Raw genomic sequence first — 17,045 nt, 5'->3', positions numbered from 1 at the left:
CGGGACCCCGATCGGCGCCGGCGGGCTGGCCGACGCCGATCGGGGTGGGGTGATCAGAGTCCGACGTCGGACGCCTTCAGGAAGCCCGAGTCGATCAGGACCGACTGCACGTCGTCCTTGACGACGACCTGCGGGTCGAGCAGGTAAGCCGGAACCACCTTCACGCCGTTGTCGTAGGTCGTGTCATCGTTCGTCTCCGGCGTCTCGCCAGCGACGATCGACTTCACCATGGCCTGCACCTGGTCTCCGAGCTCGCGGGTGTCCTTCCAGACCGTCATCGACTGCTGGTCGTTGAGGATCGCCTGGACGTTCGCCTTGTCCGCATCCTGGCCCGTGATGATCGGCCAGTCCGAACCCGGGGTGTACCCGGCCGACAGCAGCGACTGCTCGATACCGAGGGCGAGGCTGTCGTTGGGCGAGAGCACGACCTGAACCTTCTGGCCGCCGGTGTAGAACGACTGCAGACGGTTGTCCATCTCGGCCTGGGCGTCATCGGAGCCCCAGCCGAGGATGCCGATCGACTTCCAGTCGTCGTTGGTCGCCGACAGCTTGCCCGAGGGGATGACCAGCTGGCCACTCTCGACGTAGGGCTGGAGAACGTCCCACGCGCCCTGGAAGAAGAAGCCGGCGTTGTTGTCGTCGGGGCTTCCGGCGAAGGGCTCGAGGTTGAAGGGGCCGGCGCCGTCGGCGAGACCGAGCTGCTCCTCGATGAACTCGCCCTGCAGGGTGCCCACCTTGTAGTTGTCGAACGTCGCGTAGTAGTCGACGGCCTCGGTGCCGTTGATCAGGCGGTCGTAAGCGATGACCGTCACGCCCTGTCCCGCGGCATCTTCGAGCACCGGTCCGAGCGTCTCGCCGTCGATCGCGGCCACCACGAGGATCTTCGCGCCGCCGGCGACCTGGTTCTGGATCTGGCTGATCTGCTGATCGGTCTTGTTGTCGGCGTACTGGAGATCGACGGTGCAGCCGTCGCCCTCGAGCTTCGTCTTCAACCCTTCACCGTCGTTGATCCAGCGCTCCAGGCTGCGGGTCGGCATCGCGATGCCCACGTTGCAGTCCGTTCCGCCGGCGTCACCGCCCGTGCCTCCCGAGGTTCCGGCCGGTGCGCACGCGGCGAGGGAAGCGAGGAGGCCGCCCGTGACGACCAGGGTGATGAGTGTTCTGCCTTTGAACATGAGAATCCTTCCGAGGAATACGAGTCGGCGTCGACCCGCATCGCTCATCCCTCTCGAGTCCATCGAGGGGAATGGGAGACGCCGGTATCTGGTTCCGCAGACGACGCTGGCTTCCGGGTTGCTGCTTGTGGCGCACCGCCGATCCCGATTGCAGGACATACGTTGCGTGGGTCAACATACCGGCGGCGTGGAGGGCTCGTCACGCATTTTCTCCCTCCGTTCTGGTCACAACTTGGTATCGGCCGCGGCCCGGGCGGCTGGCGGCCGGGAGCGCTCCCGTTCGGAGCCGGGAACGGATGCTGCGCCACCGCCGCACGGGCACCCAACGCAGCATCCGCTCGCCCCTCAGATCGCGGGGCGCGCAATGCGGCGACCGCGACAGGTTTTGCGAACTGACAGTACGAACCGGTGTGCGCAGTCGCAGGAATGCGCCACATTCCGGCCAGACACGCGCGCAAGGCGGGAGACCGGCGCTCAGTAGAATCGAGAGTATGTCCAAGGTCCTTCAGTCCCTGCCCGTCGGCGAGCGCGTCGGCATCGCTTTCTCGGGAGGACTCGACACCTCCGTCGCCGTCGCGTGGATGCGCGACAAGGGCGCGGTGCCCTGCACCTACACGGGCGACCTCGGCCAGCCCGACGAAGACGACATCGCATCGATCCCCGGTCGCGCGCTCGAGTACGGCGCCGAGGTCGCGCGCCTGGTCGACGCCAAGTCGGCGCTCGTCGAGGAGGGCTTCGCCGCCCTGTCGTGCGGCGCATTCCACATCCGCTCCGGCGGACGCACGTACTTCAACACCACGCCGCTCGGTCGCGCCGTCACCGGCACACTTCTCGTGCGCGCCATGAAGGAAGACGGCGTCGACATCTGGGGCGACGGCTCGACCTACAAGGGCAACGACATCGAGCGGTTCTACCGCTACGGCCTGCTCGCCAACCCCGCCCTGCGCATCTACAAACCGTGGCTCGACGCCGACTTCGTCACCGAGCTCGGCGGCCGTAAAGAGATGAGCGAGTGGCTCGTCGAGCACGGCTTCCCCTACCGCGACAGCGTCGAGAAGGCCTACTCCACCGACGCGAACATCTGGGGCGCGACGCACGAGGCGAAGACCCTCGAGCACCTCGACGTCTCGCTCGAGACCGTCGAGCCCATCATGGGCGTGCGCTTCTGGGATCCGTCCGTCGAGATCGCGACCGAAGACGTCACGGTGACCTTCGACCGGGGGCGCCCGGTGGCCCTCAACGGCATCGAGTACACCGACCCGGTCGCCCTCGTGTTCGAGGCCAACCGCATCGGCGGTCGCCACGGACTGGGCATGAGCGACCAGATCGAGAACCGCATCATCGAGGCGAAATCGCGCGGCATCTACGAGGCGCCGGGGATGGCACTGCTGTTCATCGCCTACGAGCGGCTGGTCAACAGCATCCTGAACGAAGACACCCTCGCCACCTACCACGAGCAGGGCCGCAGGCTCGGCCGCCTCATGTACGAGGGCCGGTGGCTCGAGCCCCAGTCGCTCATGCTGCGCGAGTCGATCCAGAAGTGGGTCGGTTCGACCATCACGGGCGAGGTCACGCTGCGTCTGCGTCGCGGAGAGGACTACACGATCCTCGACACGACCGCGCCGACCATGTCGTACGGACCCGAGAAGCTCTCGATGGAGCGCGTCGGCGACGCCGCCTTCGGCCCCACCGACCGCATCGGACAGCTGACGATGCGCAACCTCGACATCGCCGACTCGCGCACGCGTCTCGAGCAGTACGCCGGGTTGGGCCTCCTCGGCGGCCCCACCGGCGAACTCGTCGGTCGCGTCACGGCCGGCGGCGCAGACGGTGTCACCGAACCCGCGAAGCGCCCCGATGCCGCTGACCAACGCCTCGCCGAGGCGACGGATGCTGCGGGCGAAGCCGCGGCGTTCGACTCCGGTACCGACTGACCCGAGGGCGGAGATTTAAACTGCACACATGTGTGCAGTTTCGTGCCACAATAGCGGCATGACTTCTCCTGCTGCGCGTCGGCCGCGCCGCGACGCCCAGGCCAACCGGGCGGGCATCGTGTCGGCCGCCGCCGTCGAGATCGCCCGCGACCCCCACGCCTCGCTCGACGCGATCGCGCGGTCGGCGGGCCTGTCTCGCCGCGCCCTCTACGGACACTTCGACGACCGCGACGCCCTCGTCACCGAAGTGATCGTCACCGGAGCCGCCCGTTTCAACGCGATCGCCGCCCGCATCGACGACCCCGACCCGCGTCGGGCGCTCGCACTCCTCGCCGCCGCTCTGTGGCACGAGGCATCGCACGTACGCGCCGCTGCCGCGATCGCCCTCGACGAGACCCACGTCGCCCACACCGCCGCGGCCCTCGCGCCCCTGCGGGCGAAGATCGCGGAGATCGTCGCGCGAGGCCGGGCCGACGGGTCGCTGCGCACCGACATCCCCGCCGCTGTGCTGACCGACCTCATCGAGGGCACCGGGCGCGCCGTGGTCTCGCACCTGCACGTGGATGCGACTGACGGGGGCGAGCTCGCGGTCAAAGCGGTGCTGGGCATCGCCGGGCTCTCGTGGCGCGAGAGCATCGAGCTGCTGGCTGACGAGTCCGAGGAGACGAGCGAATGAGGATCGAGCTGCGCGGTGTGAGCAAGGGGCGCGCCGAGCGTGCCCTCCCCGAGACGTCGCTGACGTTCGAGACCGGACGGGTGACCCTGGCGGTCGCCGAGACCGAGCAGCGCCCCACCGTGCTGGGGCTGCTGGCGTCCGGCCGCATGCGTGCGGATACGGGCGAGGTGCTGCTCGACGGACGCAAGGATGCGGCGGGTATCCGCCGCCGGGTCGCGCTCGTCGATGCGCTCGAGGTGTCCGAGCCCGCACCCGCGGTGACCGTGGCCGGCGTCGTCGCCGAGGAGCTGATGTTCGCCGGGACCTCCCCGAACCCGTTCGCCGCCCGACGCTGGCTCGACGATCTCGGCCTCGGCGAGCTGGCCGCGACCCCCATCGGCAACATCGAGCCGGCGGCGCGCATTCGCATCCTGCTCGAGCTGGCCGCGCTCAGGAAGGGCGTGGAGGGCATCGTGCTCACCTCCCCCGACCGCCACGGCGGCGAACCGCAGAACTGGTGGCGTGTCGCGACGGAGTTCGCCGAGCGCGGCTACGCGGTGCTCGCGATCGCCGGCCGCGCGTCGATGTCGGTGCTCACGGTCGAGGACGACGCGTCCACCCCGAGCGGCGACCCCGCGGCCGTGAACCCCGTCCCCGACACCAGCGCCGACGCGCCCGACACCGAAGCATCCGCACCCACGGAGGACGAACGATGAAGGTCCCGCAGATGATCGCCGCCGAGCTGCGGCGGCTCACCTCATCGCGCATGTCGCTGATCGCCCTCGTCGCGCTGCTGCTCGTGCCGATCCTCTACGGCGGCCTCTACCTGTGGGCGAACCAAGACCCGTACGGCAGCCTCTCCCGGGTGCCCGTCGCCCTCGTCGTCGACGACACCGGCGCGGCCGTGAACGGCCAGCAGCGCAACTTCGGCGACGAGGTGGCCGACGAGCTGCTCGGCGGCGACACCTTCGAATGGCATCAGGTGTCGTCCGACGCCGCAACGGCCGGGCTCGAGAACGGCGACTTCGACTTCATCGTCGAGGTACCCGCCGACTTCTCGGCGTCGATCGCCTCGATCTCGACCGACGCGCCCCGTCAGGCCGACATCGTGCTGCGGACGAACGACGCGAACAACTACCTCGCCTCGACGATCGGCACGCAGGCCGTCGCCCGCATCCAGTCGACCGTCGCGCAGAAGGTCGTCGACCAGGGCGGCCTCACGCTGCTGAACGCGCTCTCCACGATCCGCGTGAAGCTGACGGATGCGGCGTCGGGAGCCCAGCAGCTCGTCGACGGCCTCGGCACCGCGCGCGACGGATCCACGCGGCTCGCCGCCGGCGCCGGGGCTCTCGCCTCCGGCACGGCGCAGCTGCGCGACGGTGCCACGGCGCTCCGCGACGGCGCCGCCCAGGTGAGCTCGGGTGCCCAGCAGGTCGCCGACGGCACGCAACAGGCCGCCACCGTCGCCGATCGCGTCGCCGCAGCATCCGCCGACGCCGCTTCGCTCCTGCCGACCGCCCGCGCCGACATCGCGCAGAGGCTCGCCGACGCCGGCGTCGACCCCGCCCGCGTCGCGGAGGTGCTCGCCGCCCTCGACCCCGTGGGGCAGCGCCTGAGCGAGGCCAACACGCGCGTGCAGACCGCGGTCGCCCAGATCGATCAGCTCTCCGCCGGTGCGCAGCAGGTGTCGGCGGGAGCGCAGCAGGTCGCCTCGGGTTCCGCCGGACTCGCCGACGGCGCCGCTTCCGCCGCGGACGGCGCCGCGCAGCTGAGCGACGGCGCGAGCAGTCTCGACGACGGCATCGCGCAGATCGCCGACGGCGCCGAGCAGCTGCAGACCGGACTCGCCGACGGCGTGAGCCAGATCCCCGACACCGACGATGCGACCCGGGCGCGCCAGGCGTCGACGCTGTCCGACCCGGTGGCGGTCTCGACCAGCGCCCTCACCCAGGCGCAGAACTACGGCGCGGGACTCGCCCCGTTCTTCGCCGCACTGGCGGCCTGGATCGGCATCTACGCCCTGTTCCTCATCGTGAAACCGGTATCGCGTCGCGCGGTCACGGCCCTCCACTCTCCCGTGCGGGTCACTCTCGCCGGATGGCTGACGCCCGCGCTGCTGGGCGGCGTGCAGATGCTCGGGCTGTTCGGCGTCCTCGCCCTCGCGCTCGGGTTCTCGTTCGCGAATCCGCTGGCCACCCTCGGCATCCTTCTGCTGGCGACGGCCACGTACGCGGCGATCGTGCTCGCACTGAACGTGTGGCTCGGGTCGGTCGGGCAGTTCCTCGGTCTCGTGCTGATGGTGCTGCAGCTCGTCACCGCGGGCGGCACGTTCCCCTGGCAGACCTTGCCCGCGCCTCTCGCGGCGCTGCATCACGTGCTGCCCATGGGCTACGTCGTCGACGCGATGCGGCAGGTCATGTACGGCGGAGACCTCGATCGCGTGTGGCTCGACCTCGCCGTCCTCGGCACGTGGCTCGTCGGCGCCGGCGTCGTCGCGGCCATCGGCGTCGCGCGCATGACCCGCTTCCGCACCCTGCGCGACCTTCAGCCGAGCGTGATCGGCTGAACCGGAGGGAGGCGGCGGGCCGGAGGTAGGCGACGTGCCGGAGGTAGGCCGCTTCCGCGAGGATCGTCCTACGCCCGCGTCATCTCCTGCGCTCGGGTCAGCCGCCCGCCGCGGGCGGGGTCTCCTTCGACGCGCGCAGCTCGTCGGTGTACAGAGCGGTGCGGTCGAGGGTGCCGTTGCGGTAGGCCTGCCGCCCGACCATGTGCGCCGAAAGCGGCGCGGTCGCGAGCTGCATCAGCACGATCGGGACGATGAACGCGAGCACCGCCCACGAGCGCAGCGACAGGGCGATCGCGATGCAGATCACGATGAGGCCGAGCACCTGCGGCTTCGTGGCCGCGTGCAGCCGCGTCGGCACGTCACGGAAACGCAGCAGGCCGATCGCGGCCGTGAGGCACAGCAGGGCGCCGACGAGGATCAGCACGAGGGCGACGGTGTCGAGCACCGCGTCGAGCGGTGACGCGGTGACTTCGATGGGGGCGGTTGCGAGGATCACTGGCTTGCGTTGTCCTTCCTCGCGACGAACCGTGCGATCGAGATCGAACCGAAGACCCCCACCGCGGCGATGATGAGCAGCACCGGCAGGGTGCGGGTGTGCTGGTTGATCGCCATCTCGGCGCCCAGCACGCACATCACCTCGGTCAGGAGCACGTCGGACGCGACCGCCCGGTCGAGGATCGACGGGCCGATGACGATGCGCCAGAGCGTGAGAAGAGCGGCGACGGCGAAGACGACGAAGATCACCAGCAGCAGGACGTTCATAGGGGCGTACCTCCCTGACGCGGTGTGTCGACGGAAGCTCTGCGGATCATCTCGAGCTGGCTGCGCGAGCCGGCCGCGCGCACGATACGCGCCTCCCAGCCGAGGATCGACTTCCGAAGCGCCTCGACGTCGTCGTCGCTGTCGACGCCGATGACGTGGAGATACAGGATGCGGCGGTCGCGGTCGGCTTCGACGATGAGCGAGCCGGGGATCAACGAGGCCGTCACCGCGGTGTGGGTCATGATGAGATCGTCGTCGGTCCGCAGGTGCACCGCGATCACCGCGCTGCTCGGCTGGCGGCGGATGTCGACGACCTGCCAAGCGACCAGCAGCGAACCGCGCACGAGGGCGGCGAAGAAGGTCACCACGAAGACGAGCCCGTACCAGAGGTTCAACCGGCCCGACAGCTGCACGGGCGGGAGGCGGAACACGCGCGTGACGATCACCGCGGCGACCAGGCCCGTCAGGAAGGCCACGATCGTGAGTTGGCCCCACAGCAGCATCCACAGTGCGACGAGCCAGACGAAGAACGGCAGCTGCCGCCACAGCTGGTGCAGCGCGTCTTTCTTCTCGCGCATCATGAGACGGCCTCTTGCTCGAGCTGCACGACCGAGACGGGCTGCAGGAGCGACTCGCCGATGCGCGTGCAGACCTCGTACAGCGGCCCGGCGAAGATCGTCAGCGCGACGGTGACGGCGACCATGCCCGCCGTCGACGCGGTCATGATCTTGGGGATCGCGCGACGCTCGGTCTTCGTACCCGCCTCGGGCGAGTCGCCCAGGTACGAGATGCGCTCGTCGGACTCTGCCGAGTCCTCGTCCTCGCGCCAGAACGCGAGGTTCCAGGCACGCATGAGCGCGTACAGGGTGAGCAGCGAGGTGACGATACCGCCCACGATCAGCACGATCATGATCGGGGTGCCGATCTCGGCGGCGGCATCGAACAGCGCGTACTTGCCGATGAACCCCGAGAACGGCGGCAGGCCCCCGAGGTTCACCGCGGGAATGAAGTAGAGCACCGCGATGACGGGGGCGGCGCGCATGAGTCCGCGCACGCGCAGCACCGACGTACTGCCCGCCCGGCGCTCCACGAGTCCTATCGCGAGGAAGAGGGTCGTCTGCACCACGATGTGGTGGACGATGTAGTAGATCGTCGCCCCGATGGCTGCCGGCGTCGCGATGGCCAGGCCGAAGATCATGTACCCGATGTGGCTGACCAGGGTGAACGACAGGATGCGTTTGAGCTCCGCCTGCGCCACGGCGCCCAGCACACCGACGATCATCGTCGCCAACGCCACGATGAGCAGCAGCAGATTGATGTCGTTGTCGCGGAAGATCTCGGTCTCGGTGCGGATCAGCGCGTAGACGCCGACCTTCGTCAGAAGGCCTGCGAACACCGCCGTCACCGGGGCCGGCGCGGTCGGGTACGAGTCGGGCAGCCAGAACGACAGCGGGAAGACGGCCGCCTTGATGCCGAAAGCGACGACCAGCATGAGGTGCAGCACGAGCTGCGTCTCCTGGGGCAGCTCGACCATGCGCTCCGACAGCTGAGCCATGTTGACCGTGCCCAGCGCGCCGTAGATCGCACCGATCGCGGCGAGGAAGAGGATCGACGAGACGAGCGAGACGACGATGTAGACCACGCCCGTGCGTATGCGGTTCTCCGTGCCGCCGAGCGTGATGAGCACGTACGACGCCACGAGCAGGATCTCGAACCCGACGTAGAGGTTGAACAGGTCGCCCGCGATGAAGGCGGTGAAGATCCCTGCCGCCAGGATCAGATACGACGGGTGGAAGATCGACACCGGGGTGTCTTCGTCGCCGTCCTCGGCGCCCTGTCCGACCGAGAAGAGGAGGACCGAGAGCAGCACGACGCTCGAGACCAGCACGAGCAGCGCGGCGAGCCGGTCGACGTAGAGCACGATGCCGAAGGGCACGGGCCACCCGCCGACCGACACCGCGATCGGCACGTTCGACGCATCGACGTAGACCAGCAGCACGGTGGCGATGACCATCGTCAGCGTCAGCGTCGCGATCGACACGATGATCTGGGTGCGCCGATGGCGCCCCGCGATCAGGGCGATCGCTGCGCCCAGCAGCGGCAGGGTGACGAGGAGGGGAACGAGGGAGCTCATCGGTCTTCCTCGCTCTCGTCATCTCGGTTGTCGGGTCTGTCGGTCCGGGCCGGCCGTTCGGATGCTGCGGGGCGGTCGGACGGCGCATCGTCGCGCAGGTCGGTGTAGTCGCGGTTGCCGAGCAGGCGCAGTGGAGAGCTCTCGACCCCCACGAAGTCGGTCGTGGCGTCGTCGTCTTCCTCGTCGACCTCGACGTCCATCGCCTCCTCGTCCTGCGAGGTACGTGCGCGCATGGCCACGTCTTCGGCGTCGTCTTCCACCGTGTCGGCCTGACCGAGCTGCCACGACCGGTAGATCAGGGCCAGCAGGAAGGCGGAGACGGCGAAGGTGATCACGATCGCCGTCAGCATCAGCGCCTGCGGCAGGGGGTCGGAGTATCCCTCGGGGGTCGACGAGTCGGGGTAGAACGGAGCCACCCCCGGGTCGCCCATCACGATGAGCAGCATCAGGTTCGCAGCGTTGCCGAGGAGGAGGAAACCGATGAGCACGCGGGTGAGGCTGCGCTCGAGCATCGCGTAGACACCGCAGGCGAAGAGCACCGCCATGATGATGATGAGGACGAGCGAGACGTTCATCGGGCACTCGCCCCCTGGGCGCGCAGCTCCTGCGTCTGGCGGTCGACCTCGGCGCCGAGGCTGCGCAGCACGTCGAGCACGAGCCCGATGACGACGAGGTAGACGCCGACGTCGAAGATCGTCGAGGTGACGAACTCCACGTGGCCGAGGACGGGGATCTCGAACTCCCAGAACGTGCTGGTCAGGGGCGCCGCACCGAACAGCAGCGGCACGATGGCGCAGCCGACCGCCAGCGCCATCCCGACGCCGAGCAGGCGGCCCGGGTCGGCGGGAGCGGCGGCCCCCAGCTCGTAGCGACCACCCGCGACATAGCGCATGACGAGCGCCATGCCCGCGACGAGGCCGCCCGCGAAACCGCCGCCGGGGAGGTTGTGACCGGCGAAGAGGAGATACAGCGAGACGACGATGATCGAGTGGAAGAGCACCCGCACGATGACCTCGAGGATGATCGAGCGATTCTCGGGCCGCACCCGCTGACCGGCGAACAGCCAGGCCTGCGGACGGTTGCTCGTGTCATCGGTGCGCGCGCGCACGCCCTCAGCGGTCTCGACGAGCGCTCCGCGTCCGCGCTTGGTGAGCCGCGGGAGCCGCGTCGTCAGCTTCGAGAGGGTGTCGGAGCGGTGCGTGACGAAGACGAGCGATGCGACACCGGTGGCCGCCAGCACGAGCACCGACAGCTCGCCCATCGTGTCCCATCCGCGCAGGTCGACGAGGGCGACGTTCACGACGTTGCGCCCGTGGCCGATCTCGTAGGCCAGCATCGGGAAGCTGTCGGAGATGGGTCGCGCCTGTCGGGCGCCGGTCGCCACGATCGCGACGAGCGCCATGGTCGCGCCGGCGCCGATCGCGAGCACGGCGCGGGCGAGCGGCCAGACCGACGCGTTGTGGTCGCCCATCCGAGCGGGGATGCGACGCAGCACCAGGGCGAAGGCGATCAGGGTGACCGTCTCGACGAGGATCTGCGTGAGGGCGAGGTCGGGGGCCCCGCTCGTGGCGAAGAGCACGACCATGCCGAGACCGGTCACTGAGACGAGTACGACACCGCTGTAGCGCTTACGGGCGTTCACCGCGAGCACGCCCGCGGCGATCATGACCGGGGCCACCGCCAGCTGCGAGGGCGTGTGCCACGCGTCGAGCTGAGCCTGCCAGCCGGGGCTCGACAGCAGCACGGTGCCCTCGGCCACGACGAAGACGAGGAAGATCATGCCCACGTAGACGGGCAGCGAACCGCGCTGGGTGAGGCTCGTGGTGAACACCGAGGCGCGGGCGATGAACCGCAGCACCGCGTTGTACACGTCGACCGCGGTGAACGGCAGCACGCGGCGCGCGGTGGCGGGGGTGGCACGGCGGGTGATCCAGAAGACGAACAGACCGACGACGAGCGTGCCGAGCGAGATGAAGAGCGCGGGCTCGAGTCCGTGCCAGAGCGCCAGGTAGGGGGTGCTCTCGGGTTCGGGCAGTCCGGGGCTCGCGGCGGCCGCCGTCTGCGCATAGGGCTGGAGCACGAGGTCGAGCAGCGGTGCCCCGAATCCGCCGGCGAGTGTGATGAGCGACAACACGACCGGCGACGCGAGGAAGCCGATCGGCGGATCGGGCCACTCGGTGCGCTCGACCACGCGGCCCTCATCGTCTTTCTTGGTGCCGAATGCGCCCCAGACGAACCGGGCTCCGTAGGCGGCGGTCAGTATCGAGCCGAGCGAAACGCCGATCAGGGCGACGAGACCCCAGGTCTCGCCGTGGAGGGCCTCTTCGACGAACGCGGCGAGCGCGCTCTCCTTGGCCACGAAGCCGAGCGTGGGGATGATGCCGGCCATCGAGGCGATGGCGATCGTCGCGACGACCGTGAGCACGGGCGCTTGGCGCGCGACGCCGCTGAGCTCCCGGATGTCTCGGGTGGAGAGCTGGCGGTCGATGACGCCGACGACGAGGAACAGGCACGATTTGAAGAGGGCGTGAGCGAGCAGCAGCGCGAGCCCGGCCAGGGCGGCCTCCTGCGTGCCGTAGCCGAGCACGACGGTGAGGAAACCGAGCTGCGAGACGGTTCCGAACGCCAGGATGCGCTTCAGGTCGGTCTCGCGCAGCGCTTGGAGCCCACCGAGCAGCATCGTGAAGATGCCCAGCGCGAGCACGATCGGGCGCCAGCTCGGGGCGAACGCGAAGACCGGCGCCAGACGCGCGATCAAATAGATGCCCGCCTTCACCATCGCGGCCGCGTGCAGGTAGGCGCTGACCGGTGTCGGTGCGGCCATGGCTCCGGGAAGCCAGAAGTGGAACGGGAAGATGGCCGACTTGCTGAGCGCTCCGACCAGCAGCAGCACCAGGGCGGCGTCGACGATCGGACCGGTCGGTGCGAGGGCGAGGATCGAGGAGATGCTCGACGTGCCGGTGTCGACGACCAGCAGCACCACGCCGATGAGCATGACGAGGCCGCCGAGGGTCGTCACCAGCAGCGCCTGCAGCGCGGCACGACGGCTCGCTCCGCGCCGGTGGTAGTACCCGATGAGCAGGTACGACAGGATGCTGGTGACCTCCCAGAACATCACGAGCACCACGAGGTCGTCCGTCAGCACGAGGCCGTACATCGCGCCCGCGAAGGCGAGGAGGACGGCGGAGAACTGTCCGAGCCCCTCGTCCTTGCCGCGGAAGTACCAGCGGCAGTAGATCATCACGAGCGCACCGACGCCGCTCACGACGAGCGCCATCACCCATCCGAGGGTGTCCATCCGCATCGACAGCGAGATGCCGAGCGACGGGATCCACTCGTATGCCTCGAAAGGAATGTCGCCGTCGAGCACGGCGGGGGTCGCGACCGCTGCCTGCACGAATGCGGCGGCGGGCAGAAGAGCGGCGACGTAGAAAGCCCGTGCGCCCAGCCTCTTCACGAGCAACGGGAGCAGAAGCGGCGCGACCGCGAACGCGGCGAGGAGTACCAACATGCGGCCTCCTCGGGGGTCGACGGGCGGCTGCCCGGGCGCTCGGGGTGTCTGACCCATTCTACCGGGCGCATCCGCGCCCGGCGTTCAGCCACCGAGCCGATCAGGCCTTTCGCGCGACGGGCGCGGTCGTATTGCCCTCGCGGAACACGCACGTGAACCGCAGCGACGCAGCATCCCGTCCCTCGAGCATCGCCGCGACAGCATCGCCGGCCGCCCGCCCCTTCTCGGTCGAGGGCTGGATCAGGGTCGTCAGCGCGTAGGGGGCGAGGCCGTCGACGACCACGCCGTCGAACCCGGTGACGCTCACGTCATCGGGAACGCGGAGCCCCGCCTCCTCGGCGGCACGGATCACGCCTGCCGCGAGGAGATCGCTCTGCGCGATGACCGCTGTCGGATACGTGCGTGCGGCGAAGATCGCCCGGCCCGCCGCGAAGCCCTCGTCGATCGAGCTCGCCGCCGCGGCGTAGGCGGGGGCCTCGGGGTAGACGTCGCGGGCTCCGAACAGCCGATCGCGGGTGACGTCGACGCTGATCCGCGCCTCCTCGGCCGGCCTCATCCATCGCCCGGGACGCTCGAGACCGCTCGGCAGCGTCACGATCGCCACGCGACGGTGCCCGAGAGATGCGAGGTGGCTGGCCGCCTGCCGCTGGGCCTCCCGGTTGTCGAGACGGATCTGGGGCACGCCCTCGCCGGCGTCGCCCTCGATCACCACGACGGGGATGTTGCGCGCGCGCATCACGTCGAGCGACTCGCGCATCACCGTGCTGCACCCGATGAGTACGGCCGCGTCGATGGGCGCGGTCATGAGAGTCGGCTGCGCGTCGGCGAGATCCGGATCCTGGGAGTTGTCGCGCAGGAGCAGCACCCCGGCACCCAACTCGGCGACGCCCTCGGTGAGCCCGTCCATGACCTGCGTTGTCACCGGATCGAGGAACGCCGAGCTGAGCGGGGAGTCGAAGACCACGCCCACGATGCCCGACCGGCCGCGGCGCAGAGACGCCGCCCGCGGGTCTGGACCCGTGTACCCGAGTTCGGCGGCGGCGGTGAGCACCCGCTGGCGGGTGGCGTCCGACACCGGGGTCCGCCCGCTGAAGACCACCGACGCCGTCGATGGCGAGACGCCCGCGGTACGGGCGACGTCGGCGATGGTGGCTCGGCGCGCGCGCATCCCCCGATCGTACTCGCGCGCGTGACAATCATCGAATCGATTCGGTACGCTCCAGACATGGACACCGACCTCTCGCGATCGCAGATCGTGCGCTGGCGTACCGCGATCTTCGCGATCTTCCTGGCGAGCGGGCTCAGCATCGCGACCTGGGCATCCCGCGTTCCCGCCATCAAGCAATCGCTCGGCGTCGACAACATCCAGATCGGCCTGCTGCTGTTGGGAATGGGCGTCGCCTCGATCCTCGGCCTCTCGGTCGCGCCCATCGTGCTGGCGCGGCTGGGCGCGAAGAGAGGGATGCTGGGAGGACTGCTGCTCGTCGCGGTCGGCGTCACGGTCATCGGCGTCGGCACCGACCTCGTGCACTCGTACTCCGTCGTGCTCCTCGGGCTCGCCCTGTTCGGGTTCGGCAACGGATCGGTCGACGTCATGATGAACGTCGAGGGCGCGGCCATCGAGAAGCAGACCGGGAAGACGATCCTTCCCCTCTTCCACGCGTTCTTCAGTTTCGGCACTGTGATCGGAGCCGGACTCGGCGTCGCCGCGGTGGCGATGGACCTCGCGGTCGTCGTCCACGCGAGCATCATCGCCGTTCTCATCGTCGTGATCGCCGTCCTCAGCGTCGCGAACGTGCCTGCGCGCGAGATCACCGGCGACGAGCAGGCGACGAGCGCGCCGCGGGGCTGGCGTGACCGCCTCCACACCGCGATGTCGGCGTGGCGCGAGCCGCGCACCTACGCGCTGGGCGTGGTCATGCTCGGTATGGCCTTCGCCGAGGGCGGTGCGAACGACTGGCTGCCCCTTGCCCTCGTCGACGGCCACGACGCCGATCAGGCGCTCGGCGCCGCCGGCCTCGCCGTCTTCTCGATCGCGATGACCGTGTTCCGCGTCTTCGGCGGACCGCTCGTCGATCGATTCGGTCGGGTGACGGTGCTCCGCGTCCTCGCCCTCACCGCTGCCGCCGGCCTGCTGCTGTTCATCCTCGCGCCCACTCTGCCGCTCGTGTTCGTCGGTGCGGCGCTGTGGGGCGCGGGGGCCTCGCTCGGCTTCCCTCTCGGAATGTCGGCGGCCGCCGACGACCCCGCCCACGCCGCCGCACGTGTGAGCGCGGCCGCGACCATCGGCTACGTCGCTTTCCTCTGCGGTCCGCCGGTCCTCGGCTTCATCAGCGAGCACATCGGTCTGCTCGAGACGCTGTTCATCGTCGTCGGGCTGATCGTGGCATCCGGACTCTTCTCGGGCGCCGCGCGCCCGCTCGTCCCGGCGGCTCGCGAGCCCCTCCCCGAGCACAAAATGTGACACATTCCGGCGAAGGACCCCATCAATTGGTGGGGGCATTCGCCGGAAAGTGTGGCGAACACCCCCCGCCTCGCCCGCCCGGCCGGTGCACTCCGACGGCGGCTCGTACACGCTGCTGAACGGGATGAGGAGCGCTGAGGTGCGTATTCACAGGGCACATAAAGACGAACCGGGCCTTGAGCGAAGTCACTCCGCACGTGCACCGTCTCCGAGCGTTTGATCGCCGAGCTGATGGCTCGCGCGGCCGACGAAGGCACCATCCGTCGTGATGTGCCACCGGGGTCGGTGATGGTCATTCTCCACGGCATTGGATCCGCAGTCGACCGCCCGCACTGGGAGTCCGAGTCTCGGGACGCCGTGGAGCTGCTCATCCGCGGCCGCATGGCAGTCTGACGTTCACCCGGCCCCATATTCTGGGTACGTGCGTCTCGTCATCGCCCGCTGCTCGGTCGACTACTCCGGCCGCCTCAACGCGCATCTGCCCCTGGCCACCCGTCTGCTCGTCCACAAGGGCGACGGGAGCCTTCTGGTGCACTCCGACGGCGGCTCGTACAAGCCGCTGAACTGGATGAGCCCGCCGTGCACCCTCACGCTGGAGGTGCCGGATGCTGAGGCCGCCGAGGACGGCGTCGTGCAGCAGTGGCGGGTCACGCACGCGAAATCGGGCGACGCCCTGATCGTTCGCATCCACGAGGTGCTCCATGACTCGAATCACGAGCTCGGCATCGATCCGGGACTCATCAAAGACGGTGTCGAGGCCGATCTGCAGCGCCTGCTGTCAGAGCAGGTCTCGATCATGGGCGACGGCCTGAGCCTGGTGCGCCGCGAGTATCCCACGGCGATCGGCCCGGTCGACCTGCTCCTGCGCGATGCGGCCGGAGGCACCGTCGCGGTCGAGGTCAAGCGACGCGGCGACATCGACGGCGTCGAGCAGCTGACGCGCTACCTCGAGCTCCTCGGCCGCGACCCTGGACTCGCCCCGGTGACCGGCGTCTTCGCCGCCCAGGAGATCAAGCCTCAGGCCCGCGTGCTCGCCGCCGATCGCGGCATCCGCTGCGTCACTCTCGACTACGACGAGATGAAGGGCATCGACTCCGGAGCCCCCCGCCTCTTCTGACCTCCGGCGGCCGGTAGCGTGGGAGTCATGCCCGAACGCTCCCCCTTCTCGTGCATCCTCTGGGATGTCGACGGCACCATCGTGGATGCGTCCGAGGGCATCCTCCGACGGTTGACCGCCACCCTGACCCACTTCGACCGGCGCCCGCCCACTCGTGACGAGCTGTCGCATTGGATCGGTCCGCCCATGTTCGAGTCATTCCAGGTGAACGTGGGCATGACGCCCGAGCAGTCCACCGAGGCCGTGACCTACTACCGCTCGCTGAACAAGGCCGAGGGCTACACCTCTAGTGCGACGCTCTTCGCGGGTGTCGGCGAGCTCATCCACGACATCGCCGCGGCGGGCATTCCCCAGGCCACGGCGAGCTCCAAGCCCGAAGTTCAGGTGACGGCCCTCATGGAGCACTTCGACCTCTCGCCCGCGTTCACCGCAATGGTGGGAGCGAGCCTCGACGAACGCACGCTGAGCGCCAAGTCGGACATCGTCGCCGAGGCGCTCCGTCGTCTCGAGGTCGCCGGTGTCGACACCGATCGCCCCGTGCTCATCGGTGACCGGCACCACGACGTCGAGGGCGGTCTCGAGAACGGGGTGCCCGTGATCTTCGTGCGCTGGGGGTTCAGCTGGCCCCACGAGTCGGAGGGGGCGCAGGCGGCCGTCGAGACGATCGACGAGCTGCGAGCCTTGCTGCTCGTCCCGAACGGCGAGCGCTGAGCCGACCGCTCAGCCC

Annotated in this window: 15 protein-coding genes and 1 pseudogene; 8 read left to right on the top strand and 8 right to left on the bottom strand. The window is 69.4% G+C overall.

The genetic code is table 11. The annotated features are described in order from the left end of the window. Positions 1-53: 53 nt before the first annotated feature. Positions 54-1,175: a multiple monosaccharide ABC transporter substrate-binding protein gene (chvE, locus tag ABTU82_RS08940; RefSeq protein WP_407172981.1), complete on the bottom strand. Its 1,122-nt coding sequence runs from the start codon at positions 1,173-1,175 to the stop codon at positions 54-56. Positions 1,176-1,666: 491 nt separating this feature from the next. Between chvE and argG the strand changes: the two genes are divergently transcribed. From argG to ABTU82_RS08920, 4 genes are read left to right on the top strand one after another with little or no spacing between them, the layout of a single operon-like run. Then, positions 1,667-3,109 carry an argininosuccinate synthase gene (gene argG, locus ABTU82_RS08935; protein ID WP_116647006.1) on the top strand — a complete coding sequence of 481 codons (1,443 nt, stop codon included), beginning with the start codon at positions 1,667-1,669 and terminating at the stop codon, positions 3,107-3,109. Positions 3,110-3,167: 58 nt separating this feature from the next. Next, positions 3,168-3,785 (top strand): TetR/AcrR family transcriptional regulator, encoded by a 618-nt coding sequence (locus tag ABTU82_RS08930; protein ID WP_116647005.1) that lies wholly within the window; start codon positions 3,168-3,170, stop codon positions 3,783-3,785. Next, positions 3,782-4,480, top strand: a complete 699-nt coding sequence (locus ABTU82_RS08925) for a P-loop NTPase family protein (protein ID WP_407172979.1) — start codon at positions 3,782-3,784, stop codon at positions 4,478-4,480. The genes ABTU82_RS08930 and ABTU82_RS08925 overlap by 4 nt, the downstream gene beginning before the upstream one ends. Then, positions 4,477-6,330, top strand: coding sequence for a YhgE/Pip family protein (locus ABTU82_RS08920; RefSeq protein ID WP_407172978.1), 1,854 nt, complete (start codon positions 4,477-4,479; stop codon positions 6,328-6,330). The genes ABTU82_RS08925 and ABTU82_RS08920 overlap by 4 nt, the downstream gene beginning before the upstream one ends. A gap of 97 nt (positions 6,331-6,427) precedes the next feature. On the opposite strand, the gene mnhG is transcribed toward ABTU82_RS08920, so the two are convergent. From mnhG to ABTU82_RS08885, 7 genes are all read right to left on the bottom strand, one after another. After that, positions 6,428-6,826 (bottom strand): monovalent cation/H(+) antiporter subunit G, encoded by a 399-nt coding sequence (gene mnhG, locus ABTU82_RS08915; RefSeq protein ID WP_407172976.1) that lies wholly within the window; start codon positions 6,824-6,826, stop codon positions 6,428-6,430. Further along, entirely contained in the window at positions 6,823-7,092 is a 270-nt protein-coding gene (locus ABTU82_RS08910) for an MrpF/PhaF family protein (protein WP_116647003.1), read from the bottom strand. The genes mnhG and ABTU82_RS08910 overlap by 4 nt, the downstream gene beginning before the upstream one ends. Further along, positions 7,089-7,673 carry a Na+/H+ antiporter subunit E gene (locus ABTU82_RS08905; protein WP_240606835.1) on the bottom strand — a complete coding sequence of 195 codons (585 nt, stop codon included), beginning with the start codon at positions 7,671-7,673 and terminating at the stop codon, positions 7,089-7,091. The genes ABTU82_RS08910 and ABTU82_RS08905 overlap by 4 nt, the downstream gene beginning before the upstream one ends. Next, positions 7,670-9,226 carry a Na+/H+ antiporter subunit D gene (locus tag ABTU82_RS08900; RefSeq protein WP_116647002.1) on the bottom strand — a complete coding sequence of 519 codons (1,557 nt, stop codon included), beginning with the start codon at positions 9,224-9,226 and terminating at the stop codon, positions 7,670-7,672. The genes ABTU82_RS08905 and ABTU82_RS08900 overlap by 4 nt, the downstream gene beginning before the upstream one ends. Further along, complete coding sequence (locus ABTU82_RS08895) at positions 9,223-9,801, bottom strand: Na(+)/H(+) antiporter subunit C (protein WP_116647001.1); 579 nt, start codon at positions 9,799-9,801, stop codon at positions 9,223-9,225. The genes ABTU82_RS08900 and ABTU82_RS08895 overlap by 4 nt, the downstream gene beginning before the upstream one ends. Next, positions 9,798-12,737, bottom strand: a complete 2,940-nt coding sequence (locus tag ABTU82_RS08890; RefSeq protein WP_116647000.1) for a Na+/H+ antiporter subunit A — start codon at positions 12,735-12,737, stop codon at positions 9,798-9,800. The genes ABTU82_RS08895 and ABTU82_RS08890 overlap by 4 nt, the downstream gene beginning before the upstream one ends. A gap of 100 nt (positions 12,738-12,837) precedes the next feature. After that, the gene (locus ABTU82_RS08885; protein ID WP_407172975.1) at positions 12,838-13,905 is read right to left on the bottom strand and encodes a LacI family DNA-binding transcriptional regulator; all 1,068 of its coding nucleotides are present in this window, start codon (positions 13,903-13,905) and stop codon (positions 12,838-12,840) included. A 57-nt stretch (positions 13,906-13,962) separates the two neighbouring features. Between ABTU82_RS08885 and ABTU82_RS08880 the strand changes: the two genes are divergently transcribed. The 4 genes and pseudogenes from ABTU82_RS08880 (at position 13,963) to ABTU82_RS08865 (ending at position 17,029) form a co-directional block, all read left to right on the top strand. Beyond that, the gene (locus ABTU82_RS08880) at positions 13,963-15,201 is read left to right on the top strand and encodes an MFS transporter (protein ID WP_407172974.1); all 1,239 of its coding nucleotides are present in this window, start codon (positions 13,963-13,965) and stop codon (positions 15,199-15,201) included. A 210-nt stretch (positions 15,202-15,411) separates the two neighbouring features. After that, positions 15,412-15,594: pseudogene (locus ABTU82_RS08875) on the top strand (SbtR family transcriptional regulator); the annotation flags it as partial. A 28-nt stretch (positions 15,595-15,622) separates the two neighbouring features. Beyond that, positions 15,623-16,318, top strand: a complete 696-nt coding sequence (nucS, locus tag ABTU82_RS08870) for an endonuclease NucS (protein ID WP_116646997.1) — start codon at positions 15,623-15,625, stop codon at positions 16,316-16,318. A gap of 27 nt (positions 16,319-16,345) precedes the next feature. Further along, the gene (locus ABTU82_RS08865; RefSeq protein ID WP_116646996.1) at positions 16,346-17,029 is read left to right on the top strand and encodes an HAD hydrolase-like protein; all 684 of its coding nucleotides are present in this window, start codon (positions 16,346-16,348) and stop codon (positions 17,027-17,029) included. The last annotated feature ends 16 nt before the right edge of the window (positions 17,030-17,045 follow it).

Source organism: Microbacterium deferens (assembly GCF_045517775.1).
Taxonomy (GTDB): Bacteria; Actinomycetota; Actinomycetes; order Actinomycetales; family Microbacteriaceae; genus Microbacterium.
Note: the sequence above shows the minus strand (reverse complement) of the source record. Positions and strands in the feature narration are given on the sequence as shown.

Coding starts and splice junctions, on each gene's coding strand:
- chvE (WP_407172981.1), bottom strand. CDS start 1,175: ATGTTCAAAGGCAGAACACTCATCACCCTGGTCGTCACGGGCGGCCTC.
- argG (WP_116647006.1), top strand. CDS start 1,667: ATGTCCAAGGTCCTTCAGTCCCTGCCCGTCGGCGAGCGCGTCGGCATC.
- ABTU82_RS08930 (WP_116647005.1), top strand. CDS start 3,168: ATGACTTCTCCTGCTGCGCGTCGGCCGCGCCGCGACGCCCAGGCCAAC.
- ABTU82_RS08925 (WP_407172979.1), top strand. CDS start 3,782: ATGAGGATCGAGCTGCGCGGTGTGAGCAAGGGGCGCGCCGAGCGTGCC.
- ABTU82_RS08920 (WP_407172978.1), top strand. CDS start 4,477: ATGAAGGTCCCGCAGATGATCGCCGCCGAGCTGCGGCGGCTCACCTCA.
- ABTU82_RS08910 (WP_116647003.1), bottom strand. CDS start 7,092: ATGAACGTCCTGCTGCTGGTGATCTTCGTCGTCTTCGCCGTCGCCGCT.
- ABTU82_RS08905 (WP_240606835.1), bottom strand. CDS start 7,673: ATGATGCGCGAGAAGAAAGACGCGCTGCACCAGCTGTGGCGGCAGCTG.
- ABTU82_RS08900 (WP_116647002.1), bottom strand. CDS start 9,226: ATGAGCTCCCTCGTTCCCCTCCTCGTCACCCTGCCGCTGCTGGGCGCA.
- ABTU82_RS08895 (WP_116647001.1), bottom strand. CDS start 9,801: ATGAACGTCTCGCTCGTCCTCATCATCATCATGGCGGTGCTCTTCGCC.
- ABTU82_RS08890 (WP_116647000.1), bottom strand. CDS start 12,737: ATGTTGGTACTCCTCGCCGCGTTCGCGGTCGCGCCGCTTCTGCTCCCG.
- ABTU82_RS08885 (WP_407172975.1), bottom strand. CDS start 13,905: ATGCGCGCGCGCCGAGCCACCATCGCCGACGTCGCCCGTACCGCGGGC.
- ABTU82_RS08880 (WP_407172974.1), top strand. CDS start 13,963: ATGGACACCGACCTCTCGCGATCGCAGATCGTGCGCTGGCGTACCGCG.
- ABTU82_RS08865 (WP_116646996.1), top strand. CDS start 16,346: ATGCCCGAACGCTCCCCCTTCTCGTGCATCCTCTGGGATGTCGACGGC.